Origin of the sequence: Methylobacterium oryzisoli, from assembly GCF_046557895.1 — a bacterium.
GTDB lineage: Bacteria > Pseudomonadota > Alphaproteobacteria > Rhizobiales > Beijerinckiaceae > Methylobacterium > Methylobacterium oryzisoli.
Genome location: NZ_JBKIBX010000004.1, coordinates 141,236 through 167,441, shown reverse-complemented (window position 1 = coordinate 167,441; position 26,206 = coordinate 141,236). Strand labels below are relative to the sequence as shown.

Here is a 26,206-nt window from a genome sequence, read left to right as displayed (position 1 = left end):
CGACCTACACGTCCGCCGCGGGCCACGCGCGGGCGGCCGCCGCGACGCAGGCCAGGGCGAGGCAGGCCAGCACGACGAAGTCCCAGATGAGCCCGACGAGGCTGCCGAGCCAGCCCGCCAGGGCGTAGCCGGCGGCGAGGCAGAGATGGAAGAGCGCGAACTGCGCCGCGTAGAGCGCCGGCTTCTCGTCGGGCGCCCCGCAGCGGCGCAGCAGGTTCCCGGCCGGGGTGTGGGCCAGCCCGCAGGACAGGCCGAGCCCGAACCAGAGCGGCAGCAGCGTCGCGTAGCCGAGCACCAGCGGCGCGGTTCCGAGGGTCGCGGCGGCCGCGGTGGCGCCGGCGAGCATCAGGGTGCGGTCGCTGATCCGGCGGATCACGAGCGGCATCAGCAGCGCCCCGGCCACGGAGCCCATCCCGAAGCAGGCGAGCACGATGGCCGTCTCGCGTTGCCCGAGGCCCAGCCGGTCCTGCACCAGCACGACCGTGTTCACCGCCACCATCGCGGAGGCGAGCGCGACCGCGAGGTTGAGGGCGGTCAGGCCGCGCAGCCGCGGCGTGGCGAGGAAGAGACGCCAGCCGCGCGTCATGCGCCGGAGGAGTCCCGCGGCGGCGGCGCGGCGCGGCATCGGCAGAGGGGTCGATGCGATGATCCCGGCGGCGGTCACGAAGCCCAAAGCCGCCCCGACGAACAGGCCCTTCGCGTCGACGACGACGAGCAGGGCGGCGGCGAGCGCCGGGCTCGCCAGGTTCTCCAGTTCGCCGAGCGTGCGCGAGAGGGAGAGCGCGCGCAGGTACTCCTCCTCGTCCGGCAGGAGGTCCGGAATCGTCGCCTGATAGGACGGGGTGAAGGCCGCGGAGGCCAGCTGGAACAGGACGACGAGCAGGTAGAGGTCGATCACCCGGGTGGCGAAGGGCAGCATCAGCACGGCGCCCGCCCGCACGAGGTTGAGCGCCACGAACAGGGAGCGGCGCGGAAGACGCTCGGCGACGGGAGCGACCAGCGGCGTGACGAGGGCGTAGGTCAGCATCTTGATCGAGAGGGCGTTGCCGAGGACGAGGCCGGCCTCGGCGCCCGCCAGGGCGAAGGCCTGGAGCGAGAGGGCGACGGTCGCGATGCCGGTGCACAGCAGGGCCAGCACGTGGGTGGCGAGGAGGATCCAGTAGGCGCGCCGCCGCCACGCCCTCTGCCCCGCCGCCTCGACCCTCATGGCGATCCCGTCGAGGGCACGGGCGGGCCGGGCTGCGGACGGTCGCGGGGCGGCTTCGGCTCCCGGGCGCGGAACCACGTCACGTACAGGGTCGGCAGGACGACGAGGGTGAGCAGCGAGGCGACGAGCAGGCCGCCCATCACGGCGATGGCCATGGGTCCCCAGAACACCGTGGGGGCGATCGGCAGCATGCCGAGCACCGTGGAGCCGGCCGTGAGCAGGATCGGCCGGGCGCGCGACAGGCTGGCGTTGACGACGGCGGTCCAGACCGGCTCGCCCTCATCGCGAAACGCCTCGATCTGCGTGAGCAGGATCACGGCGTTGCGGGCGACCATGCCGATCAGCGACAGGATGCCGAGGATGGCGACGAAGCCGAGGGGCTGGCGGAAGACCAGCAGCGCCAGCACCACGCCGATGACGCTGAGCGGCACGACCGCGAGCACCAGGGTCGTGCGCACGAAGCCGCCGAGCTGGAACATCAGGACGGTGAGCGTCAGGAGCAGCATGGCGGGCACGACGGCGAGAACCGAGGCGCGCGACTGGGCGCTCTCCTCGGCGATCCCGCCGGTCTCGATGCGGGTGGGGCGGCGCAGATCCGCGCTCACGGCCCGCAGGGCCGGCGCGAGGTCGGCCACGGCCGCCTCCGCGAGGAGGCCCGGCGCGACGTCGGCCCGCACGGTCAGGGTGGGCAGACGGTCGCGCCGCCACACCAGCGGCATCTCCTGCGCGTAGCCGAAGCGCGCGAACTGGCTGAGCGCCACCGTGCGCCCGCCGGGCAGCGGGACCTGCAGCCCCTGCAGCGCGGCGAGGGAGGCGCGCTCGTCGGCGGTGGCCCGCGCCACCACGTCGACGAGGTAGATGTCGTCCCGCACCTGCGTGACGGCGGCGCCGGTCACGGCCGCGTTGAGCGTCGCCGCGAGGCTCTCCGAGCCGAGGCCGAGGAGCCGGGCCTGATCCTGATCGACCTCGATCCGGAACTGACGCCGCGGCTCCATCCAGTCGAAGTTGACGCCGCGCAGGCCGGGATGCTCCGCCATCACCTGGGCCACCCGCAGGGCGGTCGACCGCACCGTCGCGATGTCCGGCCCCGTCACCCGGTACTGGATCGGCCAGCCGACCGGAGGGCCGAGTTCGAGCGAGTAGACCCGCGCGACCGCATCCGGGATCGCCTCCGCCAGGAAGCCTTCGAGCCTGTCCCGCAGCCGGTCCCGTCCGGGCACGTCGTGCGCCACGATGACCGCCTGCGCGAAGAAGTCGTTGGGGAGCTGGACGTTGAGCGGCAGGTAGAAGCGCACCGCGCCGCGCCCGACATAGGTGCTCCAGCGCGCGACGTCCGGGTGGGTCTTGAGCAGGCCGTCGAGGCGCCCGGCCGCCTCGTCGCTGGCGTGGATCGAGGCGCCCTGCGGCAGCGTGAGGTCGACCACCAGTTCGGTGCGGTCGGAGGCCGGGAAGAACTGCTGGGGCACGAACCGCAGCCCGACGAGCGCCAGCGCGAAGGCCGCCATCGTCACGGCGAGCGTCAGCCACCGCCGCCGCATCGCGGCGCTCAGGAACGACACGTAGAGGCGCCCGAGCCGGCCCGGGCCGGAGTCTTCCGCGCGCTCCGGCGCCCGCACGATCGCGACGCCGATCAGCGGCGCGAAGATCACCGCCACGAACCACGACACCACCTGGGCGATCGCCACGACGGCGAAGATCGAGAAGGTGTACTCGCCCGCCGTGCTCCTGGCGAAGCCGATCGGGATGAAGCCCGCGATGGTGACGAGCGTGCCGGCGAGCATCGGTCCGGCGAGCGTGCGGTAGGCGTAGGTCGCGGCCTCGCGCGGGGAATCGCCGGCCGCGAGGCGCCGCAGCATGGAGTCGACGGTTGTCATCGCGTCGTCGACGAGGAGCGTCAGGGCGATGATCAGCGCCCCCAGCGAGACGCGGTGCAGGTCGATGCCGGCCCAGGCCATGAGCGGGAAGACGATCGCGAGCGTCAGCGGGATCGAGCAGGCGACGACCGCGCCGGGCCGCAGCCCGAGGCTGATGAAGCTCACCACGATGATGATCACGATCGACTGCCACAGCGAGGTCGTGAACTCGCCGATCGCCGTGCTGACGGTGCGGGCCTGGTCGGCGACCAGCACCGGCTCGATCCCGACCGGCAGGTCGGCCGTGATCGCCCGCATCTCGTCGCTGAGCCCGCGTTCGAGGGCGATGATGTCGCCGGCCTCCCGCATGGCGATGGCGAGCCCGATGGCCGATCGCCCGTTGACCCGGAAGAGCGGCTGCGGCGGGTCGGCGTAGCTGCGCCGCACCTGCGCGATGTCGGTGAGCCGGATCATCCGCCCGCCCGCCGCGAGGTTGACCGCCGCCACGTCCTCCACCGTCTCGAACGCGCCCGAGACCCGCACCGCGAGCCGCTCCTGGCCGGTGTCGATGATGCCGGCCGGGCGCACGACGTTCTGCGCCCGCAGCGTGGCGATCATCGACGGGTAGTCGAGCCCCAGCGCGGCGAGGCGCTCAGTGGAGAACTCGAGGAAGATGCGCTCGTCCTGGGCGCCCAGCACCTCGATCTTCGCCACGTCCCTGACGAGGAGGAGGCGCGAGCGGATCTCCTCCACCTTGTCGCGCAGCTCGCGATGGGTGAAGCCGTCGGCCGTGAAGCCGTAGATGATGCCGTAGGTGTCGCCGAAATCGTCGTTGAAGCCCGGGCCGACGATCCCGGCCGGCAGGGTGTGGCGGATGTCGCCGACGCGCTTGCGCACCTGATACCAGAGGTCGGGCACCTGGCGCGGCGGGGTGGAGCCCTTCAGGTCGACGAAGATCGTCGCCGAGCCGGGCCGGGTGAAGCTGCGGATCGTGTCGAGATGCGGCGTCTCCTGCACCGCCCGCTCGATCCGCTCGGTGACCTGCTGCAGCGTGTCCTCGATGGTGGCGCCGGGCCAGGCGGCCTGCACGATCATGGTGCGGAAGGTGAAGACTGGGTCCTCGGCCCGGCCGAGGCGCAGATACGCCACGGTGCCGGCCAGCACCGAGGCGATCATCAGGTAGACCACCACCGAGGGGCGCCGGACCGACCATTCCGCGAGGTTCGGTCCGATCATGTTGCGGCTCCAAGAAGCCGCACCTTCTGGCCCGGCCGCAGCGCGTGCACGCCCGCCGTCACCACGATCTCGCCCGGCTCGATCCCCCGGGCGATCAGCGCGCGCGTCTGATCGAAGCGGGCGAGTTCGACCCGGCGCAGGCCGACCGTCATCGTCGCCGGATCGACGATCCACACGGCCGGACGCTCTCCCTCGGCGAGGAGCGCGCTCGCCGGGATCGCGAGGTCGCCCTCGCGCCCGATGTGCATCCGGCCGGTGACGGCGGCGCCGAGCCGCATCTGCGGCGGCGGGTCGGTCAGCCCGACCCGCACCTGGAACGTCCCGGTGACGGGGTCGGCCCGCGGCGAGATCTCGCGCACCCGGCCCCGGGCCGTCACCGCCGGGTCCATGGTCAGGGCCACCTCGATCGGCGGATCGGGCGGGGCGCGGTCCTTGATCGAGGCCGGAACGTCGAACACCGCGTCCTTGCCGTCCTGCCGGGCGACCTGCACGATCATCTGGCCCGCGCGGACGACCTCGCCCTGCTCGGCCCCGCGCTGCGTGACGATCCCGGGTGCGTCGGCCCTCAGTTCGGTGTCGCCGGCGCGCTCCTCGGCGATCCGCAGCTGCGCGTTGGCCGCGTCGAGCTGGGCACGCGTGGTATTCTGGAGCTGGAGCGCCTGGTCGTAGCGGACCCGCGTCGTCCAGCCGCCCGCGAGCAATTCGCGCTGCCGGTCGTAGTTGTTGCGGGCCTCGTCGAACTGGCCTGAGGCCGCCACCACGCCGGCCTGGGCGGCCCGGACCGCGTTGCGCTCGTTCTCGGGATCGAGCCGCGCCACGACCTGTCCGGCCTTGACCGCGTCGCCGACGGCGACGAGGCGCTCGACCATCCGCCCGTCGATCCGGAAGGCGAGGTTGACCTCCACCTGCGGCTGGACGGTGCCGGTCAGGGAGACGGCCTCGCCGGAATCCCGCTGGCCGGCCGTCACGACCCGGACCGGCCGGACCTCCGCGGCCGGCGGCGGGGCCGGCTCGCTGCAGCCGGCGAGGACGGGCAGGACCGCCGCGGCGATCGACGAGCGGACCCGGTGGTGTCGCACGACCATGACCCAAAGCCCTCTCGCCGGTCCGGATCGCGCCCGCGTCCGCGGCGGAGCCGGCGCCGCATCCTGGCCCGAGGAGGCCGGCCTCAGACCGGCTTGGCGATCACGCCCGCGGGAGCATCCTCGGGTCGGCGCGCGGGCTCGGGCCGGTCGCTGGGGATCTCGCCGGGCCGATAGGGCGGCAGCCGCCCGGCCGGGATGATCGAGAGAAGCGCGAGGGCCGCCATGATCAGGAAGCCGATCTTCAGCGCGCGCAGGCGCGCCTCGACGTTCACCCGGATCGCCTCCTCGACCTGCTCGGGCGTCGCGTTCGTGCCCTCCATCACGGTGCGGAGGCGGTCGTTGCTCACGAAGGTGATGTTGTCGAGGTCGACCTGGGACTGGATCGCGGGGGGCAGCAGCGGATTCTCGGCGAGGCTGCGCAGGATGGCCGTGCTGAGGAGCCCGACGAGCAGCGCCCCCGCCACGGCCGTCCCCACCGCCGCCGCGAGGTTGTTGGTGGTGCCCCGCAGCGAGCCCACGTCGCCCGCGAGGTCCTTGGGCGAGGCTGTCACCAGGACGTTGAAGAGCAGCGTGACGAGCGACCCCTGCCCGATGCCGAACAGGACGAGGCCGATCAGGACCGGCAGCTCGCTCCAGTCGTTGTGCACCACGAAGGCGAGCCACAGCAGCGCGACGCTGCACAGCACGAAGCCGGCCCGGCCGATCTGGCGCGGCGTCAGCCGGTCGTACAGGCGGATGATCAGCAGGGCGGCGAAGAACACCGACAGGTTGAAGGGCAGCATCGCGACGGCCGTGGCCAGCGGCGTGCGCCCCTGCACGATCTGGATGTAGAGCGGGACCGAGAAGTTGAGCGCCGCTTCGAGCGCCACGACCGCGAACATGGCGTAGACGGCGGCGCGCTCCTCGGCCGAATCGATCACCTCCAGCGCGAGCAGCGGGGTCCGCCCGGCGGCTTGGCGCCGGTGGGTCCACGACAGGAAGAGCTGCCCGAAGGCGAGCCCCAGGACGATCATGACCGGGGCCGGCGACAGGCCCAGCAGCGAAAAGGGCGCGCCCGGCAGCGCGAGGCCCAGGCCCCAGCGGTTGAGGTTGTTGAAGCCGAAGCTGAGGAGCAGCACGGCGGCCGCGGCGAGCACCACCCCCACCGCGTCGATGGCCACGCCCGGCCGGCCGGGCTCGGGCTTGAGGCGGAAGCTGAGCATGAACACGAGCGCCGACAGGACGATCAGGATGCCGAAGACCGGGCGCCAGCCGATATAGGTGCCCAGGATGCCGCCGATCAGGAACGCCGCCACGCCCGCGGCGGCCCGCGCCGAGCCGAGCGCCCCGAGCGCGGTGGCCTGCTGGCGCCCGCGATACTCGTTGGCGATGAGCGCCACCAGGGAGGGCACCAGCGCGGCCCCGGCCATGCCGCAGATCCCCTGGGCGGCGATCATCAGCGTGGCGGTGGGGCTGAAGGTCATCAGCACCTGCGCCACGCCGAAGACCAGCACCACCGCGCGGAAGACCCGCGGCGCGCCGTAGCGCTGGTTGAGCTTGGCGCCCAGCATCACGAGGCCCGCGACGGCCATCGAGTACATGACGATCGCGGTGGCCACCGTCGTCGGCGGGACGTTGAAGCTCTTGACCATGCCGCCGAGCGCCACCGGCAGCGACGCGACGTTGAAGGACATCAGGATCTGCCCGAGCGCGATGGTGATCATCGGCACCCAAGAGGCCTGTGACGAGGCCTGTGGCGTGACCTGTGACGTGGCCTGCGAGGAGACCTGCGCGTCCGAACCGGGGTTGGACGCCGGAGCCGCTGGCTGATGCATGATCCGAGTCCTCCTGCTCTGGCGGCCTCGCCCCGCGGCGATCACGCCTCGGGCTTCGAGACGAACAGGTCCATGCCGAGCCGCCGCGACAGGTGCCGGGCGACGAGCTGGCCCTTCACGCTGTTGCCGGCACTGTCGAGCCGCGGCGCGAAGGTGCCGAGCCCGCCCTTTCCGGGAGAGACCGTGACGATGCCGCCGCCGATGCCGCTCTTGCCCGGCAGGCCGATCTCGTAGAGCCAGTCCCCGGAGGTCTCGTAGAGGCCGGCCGTGGCCATCACCACCAGCGCGAAGTGGCAGGTCTCGACGTCGACGACCCGCTCGCGGGTGAGCGGGTTGACGCCGCCATCGGCGAGCGTCGCCCCCATCACCGCCAGATCCTGCGCCGTGACGTTGAGGGAGCACTGGCGGGTGTAGAGGTCGGTCACCTCCGCCGGATCGCCCTCGATCCGGCCGAGGCTGCGCAGGACGTTGGCGATGCCGCGATTGCGAAAATTCGTCTCGCAGGCCGAGGCATAGACCTCCTCGTTGAGGTCGAGACGCCGGCCGGCGAAGTGCGACAGCCCTTCCGCGATGAAGGCCCATTTCTCGTCGGCGGTGGCGCCGGGCACGAGGCTCGTCGTCGCCAGGGCACCGGAATTGACCATCGGGTTGGTGCGCCCGTCGCCGCCCTCGACGGCCGCCAGGGCGTTGAACGGCAGACCGGTGGCATTCACGCCGAGCCGCATCCGGACCGCCTCCGGCCCCATCACATCGCAGACGAGCGCGAACACGAACGGCTTCGAGACGCTCATGATGGCGAAGGGATGCGTGGTGTCGCCGACGGCGTGGAGCGCGCCCGTCGTGCCGGCCACGCAGATGCCGAACAGGTCGCCCGGAACGCGGGCGAGCGCCGGATAGACCTCCGAGATCCGTCCGTCCTCGTTGGACTTGAAGCGCTCGTGCGCCTCCGCGATCAGCGCGCGGATCTCGTCGGCCGGCGGCAGGTGTCCGGTCGAGATGTAGAAGGGCGCGTTCAGGGCCGGGACCGCATCGAGCGTGTTCATGGGGCGCCTCCGCCAGCGAGCGCGACGAGGAGAACGTCTTCGGAACGTGGTGCGGGTGCGCCGTACCGGATCGAGGTTCCGTCCTGCGCCCGGGCGTCCGCGATCGAACGCGCGAGGCCCTTAGAGAATGGGCAGACCGGCCGGAGGTCAAGTGAGGAGTTTCCGCATGCGTTCATCAGAATTTTCCTCAGGGAGGCATCAGGAAAATCCTTAGTGGCGTCGGGCCGAGCGTATATTCCGGCGAGCACTAGCGACGAGTCTTGACGTTGATCTTGATCCGCACCTAGATCGTACCGGGCTCAGCGGTCGCATGCGGGCTGGGCCGAGATGATGATGCGCCAATCGACCTGCGGCGGACACACCGTCCGGGGCGGCATATCCGGACAGGACGGGCCGAACCGGTCCTGAGGCGACGCGGCGTGCCCAGGCTCCAGCGCTCCGGCACGCCCGCGCGATCGTCGGCAAGTGGGAGAGACACCATGAGCGATCTCGTCTTCATCGCGTTTCCCACGGAAGAGAAAGCCGAGCAGGTTCGACGCCAAGTCCTTGCGCTCCAGAAGGAGTACTTGATCGAACTGGGCGATGCCGTCGTCGCGGTGAAGACTCCGGAGGGGCAGATCAAGCTCAATCAGATGATCAACATGACCGCGGCCGGAGCGGCCTCCGGCGGCCTGTGGGGAACGCTGATCGGGTTCATCTTCCTGATGCCGCTGTTCGGGACGGCGGTCGGCGCCGCGTCGGGGGCCCTCGCGGGCCGGTTCACGGATGTGGGCATCAACGACGAGTTCATGCGAGAGGCCGCGCGCGCGTTGCAGCCGGGCACGGCCGGCCTCTTCCTGCTCGTGAGGCGGATGACCACCGACAAGGTCCTGGCGGATCTGCGCGGCGTCGGCGGAACCGTGATGCGCACCTCGTTCGACGAGACCAAGGAGGCTGCCCTGCGCGAGGCCCTCGCCCAATGTGCCGGCATGTCCGAGCCGAAGACCGCCGCGGCCGCCCCGGCCTGACCGGCCTCCCCGAACCGCAACGCTGCGGCCAGCCAGGAGCGCAGAGATGTCAACGATGAACCGTCGCGCGATGCTTCGCGGGTCCGCCGGCTACGGGGCGGCCGGGGTGCTGGGCGGGATGCTGGGATGGATCACCCTGGCGGGCTCCGCGCAGGCCAGCCCGTTCCCGGCCGCGAATCCGGTCCCCGAACGGCCCGAGGACAGCTTGGTCGATCCCGCTCAGGTCGTGGTGGTGCGGCCACGGCGCCGTCGCCGCCGGCGGCGGGTGTGCTGGTGGCGCAGGGGACGCCGCGTCTGCACGTGGCGCTGAAGCCGGACCGACCCCGCGCGATCGGCCGCCGGACGCCCGCTGGGCCGGGCGGCTGACGGCCGGGGTGCCACGGACGATCGCGGGATAGGGTCGGTCCCGCCTGAATCAGCCTGCGGCACCGCGGCCATGACGACCTTGCGCAGGCGCGACGCCGCGGCGATCGCGGCGGCCCGGCGCGGATGATGACACGGCGGATTGCGCACGGCGCAGCGCGAGGTCGACATGCTGTCCTGCACGGCGGGCGATGAGCCCGATCCGGTCCTCCACCTCGGGTGCCTCTGCCATCGCCCGGAGGTCCGCTCGCTCGCGCGGCGGCTCGGCGCGGGCCTGTCACGCCGCGGCTTCGTCGCAGGCATGGCGGCTGCGGTCTCCGGTGCGGGCCTGTCCGGTTCCGCCGTCGCACAGCCGGCACCGGCCCAGCCTCGGACGCCCCTCCTGTTCACGAATGTCCGCGTGTTCGACGGCCGGTCGGACGCCCTGCGGGACGGCCTCCAAGTCCTCGTCGAGAAGGACAGGATCACGGCCGTGGCGAGCCGCCGTGACCCCGCCCCGGACGGCGCGCGGGTGATCGACGGCGGGGGCCGGGTCCTCATGCCGGGCCTGATCGACGCGCACTGGCACTGCCTGTTCGCCGGATTGCCGCTGGCGACCGCGCTGGCCGCAGACACCGGCTACATCGTCCTCGCCGCCGCCGCGGAGGCCCGGCGCACCCTGATGCGGGGCTTCACCACGGTCCGGGACCTTGGCGGCCCCGCCTTCCCGCTGAAGCAGGCGATCGATCAGGGATTGGCCGCGGGTCCACGCATCTATCCATCGGGCGCCATGCTGACCACGACCGGCGGGCACGGCGACATGCGGCCGTTGTCGGACCTGCCGCGCAGCCCCGGCGGCCCGGTGAGCGCGCTGGAGCAGACCGGTGCTGCCGCGGTGGCCGACGCCGCCGCCGACCTCCGGCTGCGCGCGCGGGAGCAATTGCTGCAGGGCGCCTCGCAGATCAAGGTCGTGGGCGGCGGCGGCGTGTCCTCTCCCCGCGCTCCGCTGGACATGACGACGTTCGGCCTGGAGGACCTGCGCGCGGCCGTCGCGGTCGCCGAGGACTGGAATACCTACGTGGCCGTGCATGCCTACACGCCGCGGACGATCCAGCGCGCGGTCGCCGCCGGCGCGCGGTGCATCGAGCACGCGCACCTGATGGACGAGGCGACGGCCGCCCTCATGGCGGAGAAGGGCACCTGGCTCAGTATCCAGCCCTTCCTCGGGGACGAGGATTCGGTCCCGCTGACAGGTCCGAGCCGCGCCAAGCTGCTCGAGGTCCTGGCCGGCACCGACAAAGCCTATCGGCTGGCGAAGGCGCACGGCGTCAGGACGGCGTTCGGGACGGACCTTCTGTTCTCCGACACCCTGACGGCGCGACAGGGAACGATGCTGACCCACCTCGCCCGCTGGTACGGCAATGCAGAGATCCTGCGCATGGCGACCGGAACCAACGCCGATCTCCTCGCGCTCTCCGGTCCGCGCAATCCCTATCCGGGCAAACTCGGCGTCGTGGAGGAAGGCGCTCTCGCCGACCTCCTGCTCGTGGACGGCAACCCGGTGGAGGACATCAGGCTCGTGGCGGACCCGGCCAAGCACTTCCTGATCATCATGAAGGGCGGCGTCCTCTACAAGGAGTCTCCGATCCCTTAGGCCACCGCGCTGCCGCGCCGGAATGATTGCGAGGCCTACCGAGGGTCTTGGCCGGCAGATGGAGGCGACGACGCGAACCCGTGGCGGGCCAGGATCGCCTGCCCCTCGGCCGACAGGATGAACAGGGCCAATCGGTAGGCGGCTTCCGACGAGCCGTTCATCACCGTGAGGCCGTAATCGGCGCCGACCGCGATGGTGTCGGGCAGGTCCACGACCTTGGCACCCGCGACCTCGCGCGCCGCGACCAGGGCGTTCGTGCAGTAGGTCAGAAAGAGATCCGCCTCGCCCTTCTCGACGATGGCGCCGTACACGCTGCGGTCCGGCGGCGGCCTGCGGCTGGCCGGGCCTCCGGTGAGCTGAAGCGCCTTGCTCTCCAGCGCCGCGAAACTGCCCGGGCGCGAGGCATCGATCCTGCGAAAGACCATCCAGGCATAGTCCCCGGACGGGTCTGCCTTCGGCGTCGAGGTTCCCAATCGGATCTGCGGGTCGAGCATGCGGTCGACGACATCGGCGGTCGTCACGTCCAGGCCGGGACGCGCCAGGGCACAGAGCCGATTGCGCGCGAACAGAACCACCGGACTGCTGCGTTTTGCCTCCGACAGGGATCGCGGATGCTCCATGTTGGCGGAGGCGAACACCTCGGCTCTGGCGCCGCCGGCGATCTCGTCCCGGAGCAGGCCGGACGCGCCGAACTTGATCGTGACCGGGGCACCGCCAGCCGCCGCGAAGGCGCGGCTCACCTCGGTCAGCGGACCGCGCAGGCTGCCGGCCGCGTGGAGAAGAACGGCGTCGGCCGCCTGTGCGAGGGGGGGTGACATGGCCATGAGGCTGAGGACGATACCCAGAATCGCTCGCATCACCGCTTTGCTCCCGTCCGGGCGGTCGGAAGGACGAGCGGTGCCCCGGCGATGGTCCGCCGACCCGCGGCCGGGGTGATCGAGGCCACGGTGATCGTGCTCCACGGCGCGGCTGCGGCCGATCCGATGATGAGGACGCCCGTGGCGAGGCTCGAGACGCTTCGGGGAAGGTGGGTCATGGGAGTTCCCTCTCGCGGGGCATGCCCCGGTCCTGCGCGTGCAGGTGGCCGAGCCTGTCCGTCGCGGCTTGATGCCCCGCGATGCCCTTCGTACCACGCGGCAGCGGTCGCATCGGTGCGGTCGACATCGTCGCCGTCGGCGAGCGCGGAGCCGAGCCGGAGGTGCGACCCGGCTCGCCCGCGGGTGTCGAGCAGCGTCGTGTCCCGCGCGTTCGCGTGAAGTCGCGCTCAGAGGCGTTGGGCGCTCCGGATCAGCTCCGCCGCGCGTTCGCCGATGATCGCGCAGGGCGCCTGGGTGTTGCCAGTCGTGACACGCGGCATGATGGAGGCGTCCGCGACGCGCAGGCCGTCGATGCCGTAGACCCGCAGCGAGCCATCCACCACCGACATCGCGTCCCGCCCCATCCTGGCCGTGCAGCTCTGGTGCCAGTACGTGACGGCGGCGTCGCGGATGAAGTCGTCGCGTGCCTCTCCCGTGAGCTCGCCCGGCATCACCTCTCGGCGGATCAGCGGCCGGAACGCTGCGGCATTGCCGAGGGCGCGACAGAGTTCCACGCAGGCCCGGGCGGTCCGCATGTCGGCGGGATCGGACATCATGTCGGCCTCGATCGCGAGCGGCGCGAGCGGATCGGCGCTCCGCAGGCGCAGACGGCCGCGGCTCTCCGGATGGGCGAGGCCGGCGAACATGGTCCAGCCGTGGGCGGGCACGCCGCGGGCCGCCGTCCGCTCGCTCGGGACGAGAAACTCGACTTGGCAGAACAGGAGGTCGGGCGCGTCGAGCTCCGGACGGCTCGTCCAGTAGAGCGTCGCCTCGCTGCCGGTGTTTCGCGGAGCCAGCGGCTCGGCGTATTCCCACAGGCAGCCGAAGGAGACGTGATCCTGGAGATTGCGTCCGACGCCGGGCAGGTTCTGGACCACCGGGATGCCGAATCGGCTGAGTTCCGCGTGGTCGCCGATGCCGGAATGCATCAGCACCTTGGGTGTCTGAATGGCGCCGAGCGACAGCACGATCTCGGCGCGGGCGCCGATGATGCTGGTCCGACCCTCGCGCAGAATTTCGACGCCGGTCGCGCGCCGTCCCTCCACGATGACCCGACGGACGATGGTCTCGGTCAGGACCGTCAGGTTGGGCCGGTCGAGGAACGGTTGGGTGTAGGCGCGAAACAGCGAATGGCGCCGGCCGTCGCGGACCAGCATATCGGTGATCGCGGCGCCGCCTGGCCCTTCCATCATCGCCCCGTTGGGATGGTCGAAGGTCGGAATCCCGAGTTCGCGGGCCGCCCCGAGCATGGCATGGGCGACGGGGCTCGGGTCTGCGGCAGGCTGGACCCAGACGGGACCCGAGCTGCCCCGGTAGGCAGGATCGGGCGCGCCGCGCCAGGTCTCGATGCGCCGGTAGAGGGTCAGGATGGTGTCGTAGCTCCAGCCGGCGTCGCCGGCCTCGGCGGCGAAGAAGTCCCAGTCGCTGCGATGCCCGCGCGCCCACACCATGACGTTGATGCTGGAGCCGCCGCCGAGCCCCTTCCCCATCGCCATGGAAAGCGCGCGCCCGTTCAGGTGCGGATTGGGCTCGGCCTGAAAACCCCAATCGCGCTCGCTGCCCAGATTGGCCGGCCAGCGTGCCGGATCGCGCACGCTCTCGGCCTCGTCGCTCCCGCCGGCCTCGATCAGCAGCACCTGCGCGTCCGGGTTCTCGGCGAGGCGCCGCGCCACCACCGAGCCCGACGCACCCGCGCCGCAGACGATGAAGTCGTAGGAAGGTTTCAGATCGGCTCCGAGGCGCTGCTGGTTGTCCCGCGCGCGCCGGGCGAAATCCTCGTCGGCGGAAGAGACGTGTGTCGTCACGGGCTGCGTCTTTCGCTGGCTTTGAGAGAGGTTTGCGATGGGCCGGAGCAAGTCCTCGGCGCAACGCATCGTTGCGCCGGGATCGATTCCGGTCCGAAAGCCAGAGCCGAGCGCGCGGGCGCTCAGCCGTTCCGGAACAGGGAGCTGTAGCCGTTCAGCGCCGGCACGCCGCCGAGATGGGCGTAGAGCACCCGCGACCCGGCCGGGATCGTGCCCTCGCGGATCAGGTCGATCATGCCGTGCATCGACTTCCCCTCGTACACGGGGTCGGTCAGCATGCCGTCGAGCCGGGCCGACAGCCTGATGGCTTCGAGCGTTCCCTCCGACGGCAGGCCGTATTCCGGCGCGGCGAAGCGGGTGTCGAGCACGATGTCGGCGTCGGTGATGTCACGCCCGAGATCGACCAGGGCGGCGGTGCGCTGGGCGATGCGGAGGATCTGGTCGCGGGTCTTCGCCGGCTCCGCGGACGCGTCGATGCCGATGACGCGGTCGGCCCGTCCGTCGGCCGCGAAGCCGACCACCATGCCGGCCTGCGTGGACCCCGTGACGGAGCAGACGACGACGTAGTCGAAGGTGACGCCGAGTTCGTCCTCCTGCCGGCGCACCTCCTCGGCCCAGTGAACGAAGCCGAGGCCGCCGAGCTCGTGATCGGAGGCACCCGCCGGGATGGCGTAGGGCTTTCCGCCGGCCCGGCGCACCTCCTCCATGGCGTCCTCCCAGGACGGCCTGAATCCGATGTCGAAGCCTTGATCGACGAGCCGGACATCCGCGCCCAGGATGCGGGAGAGCATGATGTTGCCGACGCGATCGTAGACGGCGTCGTGCCAGTTGACCCAGCTCTCCTGAACCAGCCGGCACTTGAGCCCGAGCTTCGCGGCCGCGGCCGCGACCTGGCGCGTGTGGTTCGACTGGACGCCGCCGATCGACACCAGGGTGTCGCAGCCCTGCGCCAGCGCATCGGGGATCAGGTATTCGAGCTTGCGGAGCTTGTTGCCCCCGAACGCCAGGCCCGAGTTGCAATCCTCCCGCTTGGCGAAGATCTCGACCCGGCCGCCGAGATGGGCGGTGAGCCGGTCCAGCCGCTCGATCGGGCTCGGCCCGAAGGTGAGCGCGTGGCGGGGAAAGCGATCGAGCCGCAGCGTCGAGGCCCGGCTCCTTCGCGACGAAGGGGGTGGAACGATCGCGGCTGTCATCGTGGCACTCCGTTTGATCCGCCACGACCATAGCCGCACTGTGATTGCGCCGGGTTGCGGAGTTCAGCAATCCATGTCTCTCATGATGCGCAATTCCTCCTCGTTGGAGCAATCCAAGTGAGAAAATCCGCTCCCGCGAGCAATTCTCCTCCGGCCGGTCAGCATTCCGCGGCGGCGCTGGACCGGATCGATCGAAAAATTCTCGATATCCTGCAGAGGGATAGCCGGATCACGAACCTTGAGCTGGCCGACCGCGTCGGACTCTCGCCGGCACCGTGCTCACGACGCGTGAAGCGCCTGCACGACGAGGGATTCATCACCCGCGAGGTGGCGATCGTCGATCCGGCGCGAGTCGGGAACATGCTGATCGCCTTCGTCGGCGTCGAACTCGACAGGCAGCGCGAGGATGTCCTCGCCTCATTCGAGCGCAAGATGGCGGGCCAGAAGGTCGTCCAGCAATGCTACTTCATCTCGGGGGAGAGCGATTACCTGCTCGTGGTCGCCTGCCGGGACATGGAGCATTACAACGCGTTCGTGCGCGAAGTACTGGCGAACGAACACAACATCCGGCGGTTCCGCACGAGCTTCAACCTGAATCGCGTCAAGTACGAGACCGCGATCGATCTCGAAGCCGCCATCGAATGAGCGACGCCACCCGCGTGTCACCCGGCCGGCCGGGTGCCGACCTCAAGCCTGAGAACCCGTTCTGCCAATCGGACGCAGGGCCGAGCCTCACCGGGGCCGCGGCCCGGGCGGCCATCCGCAGACGCGCAACCGGTCATTGACCCAGCACTCCTGCTGTTGGGTCACGGCCCCGAGAGGCTCCCGCGCATGCGCGCCCCGCTCCTCGCCGTTCCAGAACGCCTGGGCGCGATCACCGCTCACATCGATGTTGACCATCACGGTCGGCTCGCCGCTCCGGCCGACGATCTGATAGGAGGCCCCGGAGTAGAACAGGACGTGGCAGAATCCCTCTGCGACCGTCCGGTCGTTCATCTTCAGGAGGCACTCGCCCTGCATCGCTGCCGCCGAGGTGGCTGCGAGTACGGAGAGAACCGCAGCGGACAGAACAGAGCGGATCACCGATCGAATCCCTTATCGCAGGTCAACTTCTATTGACCTGAAATCATCGCACGACGTCAAGCTGTACGCCGTGCTTTCCAGATCACATCAGCACAGATAAGTGCGCCAACACACACTCCACTCGTGCAGCCTTGGTGAGCAGAGTGTCGAAGGAATCAGCAGATCGGCGGATCTGACACCGGCAAACGATCCGGATCGATTACACATCGGCGCTCACCGCCACCCGCCGCGGATCCGTGACGTCCAGCCTCGCTCGCAACCTGGGCGGGGAGCAGCAGCCGGCCCGGCCATGCTGAAGCGCCGACCGTGATCTCGCCCCGCGCCTTCCCCGCGCTCATCGCGGTCGCTGACCGCCTCCCTCCAAGAGGACGTTGGAGAAGATCGGCTCCCAATCCATGATGTGCTTGTGCATGAGGGCTGCTGCGGCCGCCGGCTCGGCCCGCTGCCTCAGCATCTCGATGATGCGGTAATGCTCGGGAACCGACTCCGCCTGACGGGCCAGACCAGCGGCGGACTTGATCCCGTACAGCCTCATCGTGTCCCGCAGCTTCATCACGATCCCGGTCAGGACGGGATTGCCGGCCCGGGAGAGCAGTTCCTGGTGAAACGCCCGGTCCGCGGCGAGGTAGAGCGGGACATCGCCGTCGCGCACGGCACGGGCGATGGCGTCCGCCTGCGCCGTGAGGTCCGAGACGTCGTCGAGGCCGGATTGCACGAGCTTCAGGAAGGCGGAGGTTTCGAGCTGCACCCGGACCTCGAACAGGTTGCGAAGCTCGGCGAGGGACGGTTCGACCACGCAGAAGCCGCGGTTGCGCAGCGGCTGCAGCAATCCGTCCGCGGAGAGGTGGAGGAGCGCCTCCCGCACCGGCGTGGTCGAGATGCCGAGGGTCCGGGCCAGCGAAGGCACGGACAGGATGGTGCCCGGCCCGACCTCCCCGGAGACGATATCGAGCCGCAGCCGCTGCTGGACCTGCTCGCGAAGGTTGATATCGGCCAGCGTGGGCACCACGGCGGCATTCGGACTGCTGACCATTCTTCACTCTCCCGCTGCCCATTATAAGGGCCCGGCGCCGTCTTGCAGTAGCGCGTCACGCGTTTATGGTAGTGCGTGACGCGCTACCAAGGGAGGGAGGCCGAGGTGAGCGAGATCAAGGCCGGCTACTGCACCCTCTGTCGCTCCCGCTGCGGCTCGCTCAACGAGGTCGAGAACAGCCGGCTCATCGCGGTGCGGCCCGATCCCAGCCATCCGACCGGTACTGCGCTGTGCGCGAAGGGCCGCGCCGCGCCCGAGCTGGTGGGCAGCCCGCGACGGCTGAGCGTCCCGCTCCGGCGCACACGGCCGCGGCACGACGCCGATCCCGGCTTCGAGCCGATCTCGTGGGATGAGGCCTTGAGCGAGATCGCGACGCGGCTCGGCGAGATCCGCGCCCGGCGCGGGGCCGAGGCGGTGGCCTTCGCGGTCACCACGCCGAGCGGTACGCCGATGGTGGACAGCTTCGAATGGGTCGAGCGGTTCATCCGCGTCTTCGGCAGCCCGAACCTGATCTACGCCGTCGAGATCTGCGGCTGGCACAAGGATTACGCACAGGCCCTCACCTTCGGGCGCGGCATCGGCGCGGCCGATTACGACCGCGCCGACGTGATCGTGCTGTGGGGACACAATCCCGCCCGGACCTGGCTCGCCCAGGCGACCCGCATCGCGGCGGCCCGCCGCCGCGGCGCGACGGTGGCGGTGGTGGACCCCAAGCGCGGCGGCTCGGGCGAGGAGGCCGACCTGTGGCTGCGCGTCCGTCCCGGCACGGACGCGGCCCTCGCCATGGGGGCGATCCGGCACCTCATCGCGACGCGCCGCTTCGATGCGGCATTCGTGCGGCGCTGGACCAACGCCGCCTTCCTGGTCAACGGCGAGACCGGCCGCTTCGTGCGGGCCGGCGATCTCTGGCCCGGCGAAGCCGGGACCGGCTTCGTGGTTCTCGGCCCTGACGGGCCGCGCGTCGCGGACCGGGCTTCCGACGATGCCGATCTCCAGCTCCAGGGCAGCGTCACGCTGCGGGCGAGCGATGGCCGCGTGCTGCGCTGCGCGACGGCCTTGCAGCGCCTAAGCCAGGAGGCCGAGACCTACACGCCCGAGCGCGTCGCCGATCTCACGGGCCTCGGCCCCGACGACCTCGCCCGGTTCTACGCCTTGTTCGAGGGCTCTCCCCGCCTCGCCTATCATTCCTGGACCGGGGTCGGGCAGCACACGAACGCGACGCAGACCGAGCGGGCAATCGCGGCCCTCTACGCGCTGACGGGCGCGAGCGACCGGGCCGGCGGCAACCTCTGGACCGTGGCGCCACCGTCGCGCAGCGTGAACGATTACGGACTGCTGGCGCCGCAGCAGCGCGCCAAGGCGCTCGGCCTCGACGCGCTGCCGCTGGGTCCACCGTCCCGGGGCTGGATCACGGCGCGCGACTTCGCCCGCGCGGTGCTGGACGGGTCCCCCTACCGCGTCGAAGCCCTGATGAGCTTCGGCTCGAACCTCGTCGTCTCGCAGGGCGCCTCGGCCCGCAACCGCGAGGCGCTGCGCGCGCTCGGCTTCCACGTCCACGTGGACATGTTCCTGAACCCCACGGCGGAGAACGCCGACATCGTGCTCCCGGCCAGCATGCCCTGGGAGCGCGAGGCGCTGAAGGTCGGCTTCGAGATCACCCAGGAGGCCGTCGAGCTGGTGCAGCTGCGCCAAGCGATGCTCCCGGCCTTCGCCGAGTCGCGGGCCGATTACGAGATCGTGTTCGATCTCGCCTGCCGCCTCGGCCACGCGGACGTTTTTTTCGGCGGTTCGGTCGAGGCGGGCTGGAACCACCAGCTCGAACCGCTCGGCCTGACCGTGGCCGATCTGCGGGGTCGCCCGGAGGGCATCCGCGTCCCGCAGCCCTGCCCGGAGCGCAAATACGCCGCGCCGCGCGCGGACGGAACGCCCGCCGGCTTCTCCACCCCCACGGGCCGGGCCGAACTCTACTCCGAGCTCCTCTTGGAGCACGGCTACCCTCCCCTGCCCTCCTTCGTGCCGCCGGCCGGGGAGACGAGCCCGGCGCTGCCGCTGTGGCTCTCGACCGCGAAGTCCGGCTGGTTCGTGCACAGCTCGCACCGGCATGTCGCGTCCCTGCGCCGCAAGGCCCCGGACCCGTCGGTCGAGATCAGCCCGGCCGCGGCCGCGCGCCGGGGCATCCGGGATGGCGACTGGATCCGCCTGCGCACGGGCTCCGGGACGGCGCGGCTGCGCGCGCGGCTCGATCCGGACCTCGCGGACGACGTGGCCATCGCGGAGTTCGGCTGGTGGGAGGATTGCCCTCCCGTCGGCCGGCCGCGCACGCCGAGCACCGGTCCGGACACCCTCAACATCAACGACGCGCTCTCGGACGAGAGCCGGGATCCGGTGAGCGGGTCGGTCCCGCTGCGCGCCGTCGCGTGCGAGATCGCCCGGGACGAGGCCCGCAGCCGCGGATGGTGGAGCGGCGAGCGCGCCTTCACGGTCAGAAGCGTTCGGCGCGAAGCCGCGGATGGTCTGGCCCTCTCGCTCGCCCCGGCCGATGGCGGCCCCCTCGCCGGATTCCTGCCGGGGCAGCACGTGCGCGTGGCCACGGAGGCGGGCGTGGCGCGCGCCTATTCGCTCACCGGGCCGCATCGCGACCCGGACCATTACGAGATCGCCGTGAAGCTGGTCGGGGCCGGAACCGCGGCGCCGGGGCGGATGTCGTCGCATCTCCACGGGCTCGCGCCCGGCGCCACCCTCCTGCTGGAGGCCCCGCAGGGCACGTTCACGCCCCCGATGCGCACCGATCGCCCGATCATCCTGATGGCGGCGGGCATCGGCATCACGCCCTTCGTGAGCTACCTCGACGCGCTGGCCGAGGCCGAGGAGGCGGACCGTCCCCGCATCCGGCTCCTCTACGTCTGCCGGGACGGGCAGGCGCACCCCTTCGGGCCGCGCCTGCGGGCGCTCGCACCCAAGCTCTCGGGCCTCGCGGCGACGCATGTCTTCACCCGGCCAAGCCCCGGCGACATCCTCGGCCGGGACTACGACGGTGTCGGCCGCTCCTGCCTGCTTAACCTCACGTCGCCGTTTCCGGGCGAACGCCCCCTCGCCTTCATCTGCGGTCCGGAGGCCTTCGTGGGGGACGCCACCGCCCTCCTGCTCACCTGGGGGCTGCCGCGCTTCGACATCGCCAGCGAGCTGTTCACCGCGCAGATGGACATCCCGGCCGAACTCGCCCCGCGCCGCGTCACGCTCGCCCGAAGCGGGGGCAGCTTCCTCTGGTCGCCCGGCGCCGGGACCTTGCTCGACGCCGCCGAGCAGGCGGGGCTGCGCCTTCCGAGCGGCTGCCGCACCGGCCAGTGCGAGAGCTGCCAGGTGAGGGTCGCGGCCGGCGCGGTCGCGCATCTCACCCCCTACGACGGCCCCTCCGACCAGTGCCTGACCTGCCGCGCCGTTCCCCTCGCCGATTGCGTGCTCGACGCCTGAGAAGGATGTTTTCCATGAGCCAGACCCTTGCCCCGGCCCCGACGGCGGCCCCGCCGCGCGAAAACCTCCTGGTGCGCCTCTCCCAGGTGATGGTGGCCTTTTCCGAGCGCTGGTTTCCCGACGCCTACATCTTCGTGCTGCTCGCCGCGACGCTGGTCGCCGCCGGCGCGCTGCTCCACGGCGGGGACGCGGTGGGGGTCAGCCGGGCCTTCGGCGACGGATTCTGGAGCCTGATCCCCTTCACGATGCAGATGGCGCTCGTGGCGGTCGGCGGCTACGTGGTCGCGGTGTCGCCCCCGGTGGCCCGCCTGATGCGCCGCGCCGCTTCCGTCCCGCGCACGGGCCGGGGCGCCGTGGTGTTCGTGGGCGTAGTCAGCATCCTGCTGTCGCTCGTGAACTGGGGCGTGAGCCTGATCTTTTCGGGGCTCTTGGTCCGCGAGATCGCCCGCCGCAGCGACATCCGGCTCGACTACCGCGCGGCCGGTGCGGCCGGCTATCTCGGCCTCGGCTTCGGCTTCACCCTCGGCATCAGCTCGTCGGCCGCGCAGCTCCAGGCCAATCCCGCGAGCATCCCGGCCTCCCTGCTGCCGATCACCGGCGTGATCAGCTTCTACGAGACGATCCTGACCTGGCAGAACCTGCTGGTGATCGTCGTCGGAACGGTCTTGTCGGCAGCGATCTGCCACTACACCACGCCGTCCGACGCCAATGCGGTCACCGCGGCGGACCTCGGCGTGAGCCTCGTGGACGCCAAGGCCGAGAGCCAGCGCCCGACGCGTCCCGGCGACTACCTCGAATTCAGCCCCATCCTGACGATCCTGACGGTTCTCCTGGCCGCCGGCTGGCTGTTCGAGACCTTCAGGTCGGGCAACCCGCTCATCACGATGTCGGGGCTCAACACCTACAACTTCGTCTTTCTGCTGCTCGGCGCCCTGCTGCACTGGCGGCCGCGGAGCTTCATCAACAGCTTCTCGCATGCCATGCCGAGCGTGTCGGGCGTTCTGCTGCAATTCCCGTTCTACGGCGGGATCGCCTACATGCTGACGCGGGTGAAGAACGCCTCCGGCGCCACCCTGTCGGACACGATCGCGCACTGGTTCGTGAGCCTCGCGCAGGATTCCGGCGCCTTCTCGGTGATCGTCGGCCTCTATTCCGCGACTCTCGGGTTCTTCATCCCATCGGCAGGCGGCAAGTGGGTGATCGAGGCGCCCTACGTCATGAAGGCCGCCAACGAGATCGGCGCCCATCTCGGCTGGACCGTGATGGTCTACAACATCGCCGAGACGCTGCCGAACTTCATCAATCCGTTCTGGATGCTGCCGCTCCTCGGCGTGCTTGGGCTCAAGTCGAAGGACCTGATCGGCTACACGTCGATGCAGTTCTTCATCCACTTCCCGATCGTGATGATCCTGGCGGCCTACCTGATGACGACGTTCACCTACGTGCCGCCGGTGATGCCGTAGGACGTCCCCGCTGCCGGGCGCCCCGGGCGCCCGGCGCGCCGCGCTCCCTCCTGCACGAAGCGGTCAATCGCCGGGCTCGCGTGTAGCGATACAGGCGACCACGTCCTTGACGATGCCGTACAGGTCCGCTCGCGCGACGCCGTCGCGCGCCTGGATCGAGACCCCCTGCATGACGGCGGCGAGATGCCGGGCGAGCCGCTGCAGGTATTCACCCTCCACGACGGGAGCCAGGGCCTGCACGATCCGCCCGCGCAGCGCCTCCCGCCGCTCGGCCGCGCCGCGGGCAGGACGAGAAAGATCTCCTCGTGCGGTCATTCGAAGATGGTGCGCCTCCCGCCTCAAGCAAAAACGAAAATCGATTTCATTGACCGGCCACTTAAACCTCGCTGATATGTGATCGATCAGGACGTCATCGCCCGGACCGGAGCGGTCATGCGGCGGATCCTGCGCGATAAACCTCCGGGGACTTGAAACATGCCGAGCTTCGCGGCCCGCCGCGTCCTGAAACGACGCGGCTTTTACGAGACATGGCTCCTGCTCTCGGCCTTCGCATTCGTGCTCTTCAGCGTGCTGACGGTCCGCGCCGACGAGCGGGTGATCCGGGTCGGCTACCAGAAGTACGGCACGCTGGTGCTGCTCAAGGGCAAGGGCCTGCTGGAGCAGCGGCTGAAGCCGCTCGGCTACCGGGTGACCTGGGCCGAGTTTCCCTCAGGACCGCCGCTGCTGGAGGCGCTGAACGCGGGGGCGATCGATTTCGGATCGGCCGGCGAGGCGCCGCCGATCTTCGCGCAGGCCGCGAGCGACAATCTCGTCTACGTGGCGAACGAGCCGCCCGCGCCGAAGGGCGAAGCGATCCTGGTGCCCAAGGACAGTCCCGTCCGAAGCGTCGCCGACCTGCGCGGGCGCACCATCGCGCTCAACAAGGGCTCGAACGTGCATTTCCTGGTGGTGCGGGCGCTGGAGCAGGCCGGCCTCCCCTACGATCAGGTGAAGCTCGCCTTCCTGGCGCCCGCCGATGCCGGAGCGGCGTTCGCGCGCGGCAGCGTCGACGCCTGGGCGATCTGGGATCCCTTCCTGGCCTCGGGCGAGCAGGCCCATGCGGCCCGCACGCTGACGACCGGCGAGGGGCTGGTGCCGAACCGGCAGTTCTACCTGTCGCGGCGGGGGTTCGTGGACGAGCACGGCCGGGTGATCGACGCCACGCTCGCTGCCATCGCGGAGATCGACGCCTGGGCCAAGGACAACACCGACGCGGTGGCGAAGGAACTCGCGCCGCTCGTCGGCATCCCGGCGCCGATCCTCACGGTGGCGCTCGCCCGCCAGAGCTATGGCGTCGCGCCGCTCGACGCCGCCGCGGTGGCCGACCAGCAGCGGGTGGCCGACACCTTTCACCGCCTCGGCCTGCTGCCCAAGGCCCTGAACATCGCCGGCGCGGTGCGCCGTCCGGGCACCTGAGGATCCCGCATGCCGCATCCGACCCGCTTCGCATCACGAGCCGGACACGCCGGAGAGTTCCCGATGATGATCTGGTCCCGTCGCGCGATCCTCGGCGCGGCGCTCGTCCTCGCCTCCGCCGGGGCCGCCCAGGCGCAGGGGCTCCGCGTCGGCGTGACCGCCGGTCCGCACGCGGAGGTTCTGGAGGTCGTCCGGAAGGTCGCGGCCGAGCGCGGGCTCGACATCCGGGTGGTCGAGTTCACCGATTACGTCGTCCCCAACCAAGCGCTCGCGGCCGGCGATCTCGACGCGAACTCCTTCCAGCACGAGCCCTACCTGCGCAACCAGATCGCGAAGGCCGGATGGAAGCTCGTCAAGGCCGGGACCACCACGGCCTCGCCGCAGGGCATCTACTCGAAGCGCTACAAGCGGATCGGGGACCTCCCCGCGGGCGCGACGATCGCGATCCAGAACGATCCCTCGAACGGCGCCCGCTCGCTCCAGATCCTGCACGCGAACGGCGTGATCGCGCTGAGGGACCCGAGCAACGGCGCCGCCACCGTCGCGGACATCGCCGAGAACCCCAAGCGCTTCCGCTTCGTCGAACTCGATGCCGCCCAGCTCGCCCGCGCGCTCGACGACGTCGATGCCGCCTCGATCAACAACAACTACGCGATCCAGGCCGGTCTCTCGCCGGTGACCGATCCCCTGATCAAGGAGCCGGTCGAGGGACCTTGGGTCAACATCATCGCGGTGCGCGAGGCCGACCGAGAGAAGCCCTGGGTGCGGGCGCTGGTCGACGCCTACCGCTCGCAGCCCGTGAAGGACTTCATCCTCGCCCGCTTCAAGGGCGCCTACGTGCCGACATGGTAGCGGCGCCCCTGGCGAAGGGACGCCGCGCGGCGTATCGCCCGCCACGGCGACCCGCATCGCCGCCACGCCGAGCCGGTGAGCCATGATCCGCCTTAACGCCTTCGAGATGAACTGCGTCGGGCACCAGTCGCCCGGCCTGTGGCGGCATCCCCGCGACCGCTCGGGGGAGTACACCAGTCTCGCCTACTGGACCGACCTCGCGCGGCTGCTCGAACGCGGGCTTTTTGACGGCGTCTTCCTGGCCGACGTGGTCGGGCTCTACGACGTGTTCGGCGGCTCGCCCGACGCGGCCCTGCGGCACGCCGCGCAGGTGCCGGCCAACGATCCCCTCCTGGTGGTGCCGGCCATGGCGGCGGCGACGGAGCATCTCGGCTTCGGCGTCACCGTCAATTTGTCCTACGAGGCCCCCTACCTGCTCGCGCGCCGCATGACGACGCTCGACCACCTCACCGCCGGGCGCATCGGCTGGAACGTCGTGACCGGCTACCTCGACTCGGCGGCCCGCGCGATGGGCCTCGACCGCCAGCGCGCGCACGACGACCGCTACGATCTCGCGGACGAGTACATGCAGGTCGTCTACGCCCTCTGGGAAGGAAGCTGGGACGACGATGCCGTCCGGCGCGACCGGGCGGCTGGAATCTTCACCGACCCGTCGCGGGTCCGGCCGGTCCGCCACCACGGCCCGCATTTCCGGGTCGAGGGCGTGCATCTCGGCGAGCCCTCGCCGCAGCGCACCCCCGTCCTGTATCAGGCCGGGACCTCGCCGAAGGGCCGCGGCTTCGCGGCCCGCCACGCCGAGTGCGTGTTTGTCTCCGGCCCATCCCCGCAGGTGATCGCCCCGCGCGTGGCCGCGCTCCGGCGGGCGGCGGCCGAGGCGGGACGCGCCCCCGGCGACCTGCTGATCTACTCCCTCGCTACGCTGGTGGTCGGGGAGACGGACGCCGCCGCGGCGGCGCGGCTCGCCGAATACCGCGCCTATGTCAGCCACGAGGGTGCGCTCGCCCTGATGTCGGGCTGGACCGGAGTCGATTTTTCGACCCTCGACCTCGACGCGCAGGTGCGGCACGTCGAGAACGATGCCGGGCGCTCGGCCATGGACAACGTCACGCGCGCCGATCCGAACCGGGCCTGGACGGTGCGGGAGGTCGCCGAGCATGTCGGGATCGGCGGCATCGGGCCGGTCTTTTCCGGCTCGCCCGCGACCGTCTGCGATGCGCTGGAGGCCTGGGTCGCGGCCACCGGGGTCGACGGCTTCAACCTCGCCTACGTGGTGGCGCACGAGACCTTCGCCGGCATCGTCGATCTCGTGGTGCCCGAATTGCAGCGGCGCGGCCGTTACCCGGCCGCGTACCGCCCCGGCCCGCTGCGGCGGAAGCTGTTCGGGCGCGACCGCGTGGATTCCACCCACCCGGCCGCGCACCACCGGCACGTCGCGCGATCGAGCGGTGACCAAGTCTGATATGGTTTCCGCTTGATTCGTTCGAGCAAAGAGATGGCGCTTCTCCCCTCTCCCGAGTGGGAGAGGGGCCGGGGG

Annotated in this window: 20 protein-coding genes; 9 read left to right on the top strand and 11 right to left on the bottom strand. The window is 70.9% G+C overall.

What is annotated here, in order from left to right; translation table 11 throughout:
- Positions 1-4 precede the first annotated feature (4 nt).
- The 5 genes from ACKUB9_RS06270 to glsA form a co-directional block, all read right to left on the bottom strand.
- Complete coding sequence (locus tag ACKUB9_RS06270; protein ID WP_407520292.1) at positions 5-1,207, bottom strand: MFS transporter; 1,203 nt, start codon at positions 1,205-1,207, stop codon at positions 5-7.
- On the bottom strand, positions 1,204-4,296 hold the full coding sequence (locus ACKUB9_RS06265) for an efflux RND transporter permease subunit (RefSeq protein ID WP_407520290.1): 3,093 nt from the start codon (positions 4,294-4,296) through the stop codon (positions 1,204-1,206). Before ACKUB9_RS06265 ends, ACKUB9_RS06270 begins: the two co-directional genes overlap by 4 nt.
- Positions 4,293-5,381 (bottom strand): efflux RND transporter periplasmic adaptor subunit, encoded by a 1,089-nt coding sequence (locus tag ACKUB9_RS06260; RefSeq protein ID WP_407520288.1) that lies wholly within the window; start codon positions 5,379-5,381, stop codon positions 4,293-4,295. The genes ACKUB9_RS06265 and ACKUB9_RS06260 overlap by 4 nt, the downstream gene beginning before the upstream one ends.
- 83 nt (positions 5,382-5,464) lie before the next feature.
- Positions 5,465-7,084, bottom strand: coding sequence for an MFS transporter (locus ACKUB9_RS06255; RefSeq protein WP_407520473.1), 1,620 nt, complete (start codon positions 7,082-7,084; stop codon positions 5,465-5,467).
- A gap of 152 nt (positions 7,085-7,236) precedes the next feature.
- Positions 7,237-8,238, bottom strand: a complete 1,002-nt coding sequence (gene glsA, locus ACKUB9_RS06250; RefSeq protein WP_407520286.1) for a glutaminase A — start codon at positions 8,236-8,238, stop codon at positions 7,237-7,239.
- A 479-nt stretch (positions 8,239-8,717) separates the two neighbouring features.
- Here glsA and ACKUB9_RS06245 point away from each other — a divergent pair, with 479 nt between their 5' ends.
- The 3 genes from ACKUB9_RS06245 to ACKUB9_RS06235 all read left to right on the top strand — a co-directional run bounded on the left by ACKUB9_RS06245 (position 8,718) and on the right by ACKUB9_RS06235 (position 11,241).
- Positions 8,718-9,245 (top strand): DUF1269 domain-containing protein, encoded by a 528-nt coding sequence (locus ACKUB9_RS06245; protein ID WP_407520284.1) that lies wholly within the window; start codon positions 8,718-8,720, stop codon positions 9,243-9,245.
- Positions 9,246-9,291: 46 nt separating this feature from the next.
- Entirely contained in the window at positions 9,292-9,555 is a 264-nt protein-coding gene (locus tag ACKUB9_RS06240; RefSeq protein WP_407520282.1) for a hypothetical protein, read from the top strand.
- A gap of 222 nt (positions 9,556-9,777) precedes the next feature.
- Positions 9,778-11,241: a metal-dependent hydrolase family protein gene (locus ACKUB9_RS06235; protein ID WP_407520280.1), complete on the top strand. Its 1,464-nt coding sequence runs from the start codon at positions 9,778-9,780 to the stop codon at positions 11,239-11,241.
- A 35-nt stretch (positions 11,242-11,276) separates the two neighbouring features.
- Here the strand turns inward: ACKUB9_RS06235 and ACKUB9_RS06230 are convergent, their stop codons facing one another.
- From ACKUB9_RS06230 to ACKUB9_RS06220, 3 genes are all read right to left on the bottom strand, one after another.
- Positions 11,277-12,203 carry a molybdate ABC transporter substrate-binding protein gene (locus tag ACKUB9_RS06230; protein WP_407520278.1) on the bottom strand — a complete coding sequence of 309 codons (927 nt, stop codon included), beginning with the start codon at positions 12,201-12,203 and terminating at the stop codon, positions 11,277-11,279.
- Between the two features lie 302 nt (positions 12,204-12,505).
- Positions 12,506-14,122 (bottom strand): GMC family oxidoreductase, encoded by a 1,617-nt coding sequence (locus tag ACKUB9_RS06225; RefSeq protein WP_407520276.1) that lies wholly within the window; start codon positions 14,120-14,122, stop codon positions 12,506-12,508.
- Positions 14,123-14,244: 122 nt separating this feature from the next.
- Positions 14,245-15,315, bottom strand: a complete 1,071-nt coding sequence (locus ACKUB9_RS06220; RefSeq protein WP_410823224.1) for a 1-aminocyclopropane-1-carboxylate deaminase — start codon at positions 15,313-15,315, stop codon at positions 14,245-14,247.
- A gap of 117 nt (positions 15,316-15,432) precedes the next feature.
- On the opposite strand from ACKUB9_RS06220, the gene ACKUB9_RS06215 reads away from it, so the two are divergent.
- Positions 15,433-15,960 (top strand): Lrp/AsnC family transcriptional regulator, encoded by a 528-nt coding sequence (locus ACKUB9_RS06215; protein WP_407520272.1) that lies wholly within the window; start codon positions 15,433-15,435, stop codon positions 15,958-15,960.
- Between the two features lie 87 nt (positions 15,961-16,047).
- Here the strand turns inward: ACKUB9_RS06215 and ACKUB9_RS06210 are convergent, their stop codons facing one another.
- Positions 16,048-16,398, bottom strand: coding sequence for a hypothetical protein (locus ACKUB9_RS06210; protein WP_407520270.1), 351 nt, complete (start codon positions 16,396-16,398; stop codon positions 16,048-16,050).
- A 334-nt stretch (positions 16,399-16,732) separates the two neighbouring features.
- Positions 16,733-17,431, bottom strand: coding sequence for a GntR family transcriptional regulator (locus ACKUB9_RS06205; protein WP_407520268.1), 699 nt, complete (start codon positions 17,429-17,431; stop codon positions 16,733-16,735).
- Between the two features lie 105 nt (positions 17,432-17,536).
- On the opposite strand from ACKUB9_RS06205, the gene ACKUB9_RS06200 reads away from it, so the two are divergent.
- Together ACKUB9_RS06200 and ACKUB9_RS06195 are read left to right on the top strand one after the other, a co-directional pair.
- Positions 17,537-20,902, top strand: a complete 3,366-nt coding sequence (locus ACKUB9_RS06200) for a molybdopterin-dependent oxidoreductase (protein ID WP_407520266.1) — start codon at positions 17,537-17,539, stop codon at positions 20,900-20,902.
- A 14-nt stretch (positions 20,903-20,916) separates the two neighbouring features.
- Complete coding sequence (locus tag ACKUB9_RS06195) at positions 20,917-22,365, top strand: short-chain fatty acid transporter (protein WP_407520264.1); 1,449 nt, start codon at positions 20,917-20,919, stop codon at positions 22,363-22,365.
- 63 nt (positions 22,366-22,428) lie between these two features.
- Here the strand turns inward: ACKUB9_RS06195 and ACKUB9_RS06190 are convergent, their stop codons facing one another.
- Positions 22,429-22,680: a hypothetical protein gene (locus ACKUB9_RS06190; RefSeq protein WP_407520262.1), complete on the bottom strand. Its 252-nt coding sequence runs from the start codon at positions 22,678-22,680 to the stop codon at positions 22,429-22,431.
- A 159-nt stretch (positions 22,681-22,839) separates the two neighbouring features.
- Here ACKUB9_RS06190 and ACKUB9_RS06185 point away from each other — a divergent pair, with 159 nt between their 5' ends.
- The 3 genes from ACKUB9_RS06185 to ACKUB9_RS06175 all read left to right on the top strand — a co-directional run bounded on the left by ACKUB9_RS06185 (position 22,840) and on the right by ACKUB9_RS06175 (position 26,131).
- Positions 22,840-23,820 (top strand): sulfonate ABC transporter substrate-binding protein, encoded by a 981-nt coding sequence (locus ACKUB9_RS06185; protein ID WP_407520260.1) that lies wholly within the window; start codon positions 22,840-22,842, stop codon positions 23,818-23,820.
- Between the two features lie 63 nt (positions 23,821-23,883).
- Positions 23,884-24,672, top strand: a complete 789-nt coding sequence (locus ACKUB9_RS06180; RefSeq protein ID WP_407520258.1) for a MetQ/NlpA family ABC transporter substrate-binding protein — start codon at positions 23,884-23,886, stop codon at positions 24,670-24,672.
- An 82-nt stretch (positions 24,673-24,754) separates the two neighbouring features.
- Positions 24,755-26,131: an LLM class flavin-dependent oxidoreductase gene (locus ACKUB9_RS06175; RefSeq protein ID WP_407520255.1), complete on the top strand. Its 1,377-nt coding sequence runs from the start codon at positions 24,755-24,757 to the stop codon at positions 26,129-26,131.
- Positions 26,132-26,206: the final 75 nt, after the last annotated feature.

Coding starts and splice junctions, on each gene's coding strand:
- ACKUB9_RS06255 (WP_407520473.1), bottom strand. CDS start 7,084: ATGATCACCATCGCGCTCGGGCAGATCCTGATGTCCTTCAACGTCGCG.
- ACKUB9_RS06245 (WP_407520284.1), top strand. CDS start 8,718: ATGAGCGATCTCGTCTTCATCGCGTTTCCCACGGAAGAGAAAGCCGAG.
- ACKUB9_RS06205 (WP_407520268.1), bottom strand. CDS start 17,431: ATGGTCAGCAGTCCGAATGCCGCCGTGGTGCCCACGCTGGCCGATATC.
- ACKUB9_RS06190 (WP_407520262.1), bottom strand. CDS start 22,680: ATGACCGCACGAGGAGATCTTTCTCGTCCTGCCCGCGGCGCGGCCGAG.
- ACKUB9_RS06180 (WP_407520258.1), top strand. CDS start 23,884: ATGATGATCTGGTCCCGTCGCGCGATCCTCGGCGCGGCGCTCGTCCTC.
- ACKUB9_RS06195 (WP_407520264.1), top strand. CDS start 20,917: ATGAGCCAGACCCTTGCCCCGGCCCCGACGGCGGCCCCGCCGCGCGAA.
- ACKUB9_RS06175 (WP_407520255.1), top strand. CDS start 24,755: ATGATCCGCCTTAACGCCTTCGAGATGAACTGCGTCGGGCACCAGTCG.
- ACKUB9_RS06240 (WP_407520282.1), top strand. CDS start 9,292: ATGTCAACGATGAACCGTCGCGCGATGCTTCGCGGGTCCGCCGGCTAC.
- ACKUB9_RS06235 (WP_407520280.1), top strand. CDS start 9,778: ATGCTGTCCTGCACGGCGGGCGATGAGCCCGATCCGGTCCTCCACCTC.
- ACKUB9_RS06220 (WP_410823224.1), bottom strand. CDS start 15,315: ATGACAGCCGCGATCGTTCCACCCCCTTCGTCGCGAAGGAGCCGGGCC.
- ACKUB9_RS06265 (WP_407520290.1), bottom strand. CDS start 4,296: ATGATCGGACCGAACCTCGCGGAATGGTCGGTCCGGCGCCCCTCGGTG.
- glsA (WP_407520286.1), bottom strand. CDS start 8,238: ATGAACACGCTCGATGCGGTCCCGGCCCTGAACGCGCCCTTCTACATC.
- ACKUB9_RS06270 (WP_407520292.1), bottom strand. CDS start 1,207: ATGAGGGTCGAGGCGGCGGGGCAGAGGGCGTGGCGGCGGCGCGCCTAC.
- ACKUB9_RS06260 (WP_407520288.1), bottom strand. CDS start 5,381: ATGGTCGTGCGACACCACCGGGTCCGCTCGTCGATCGCCGCGGCGGTC.
- ACKUB9_RS06185 (WP_407520260.1), top strand. CDS start 22,840: ATGCCGAGCTTCGCGGCCCGCCGCGTCCTGAAACGACGCGGCTTTTAC.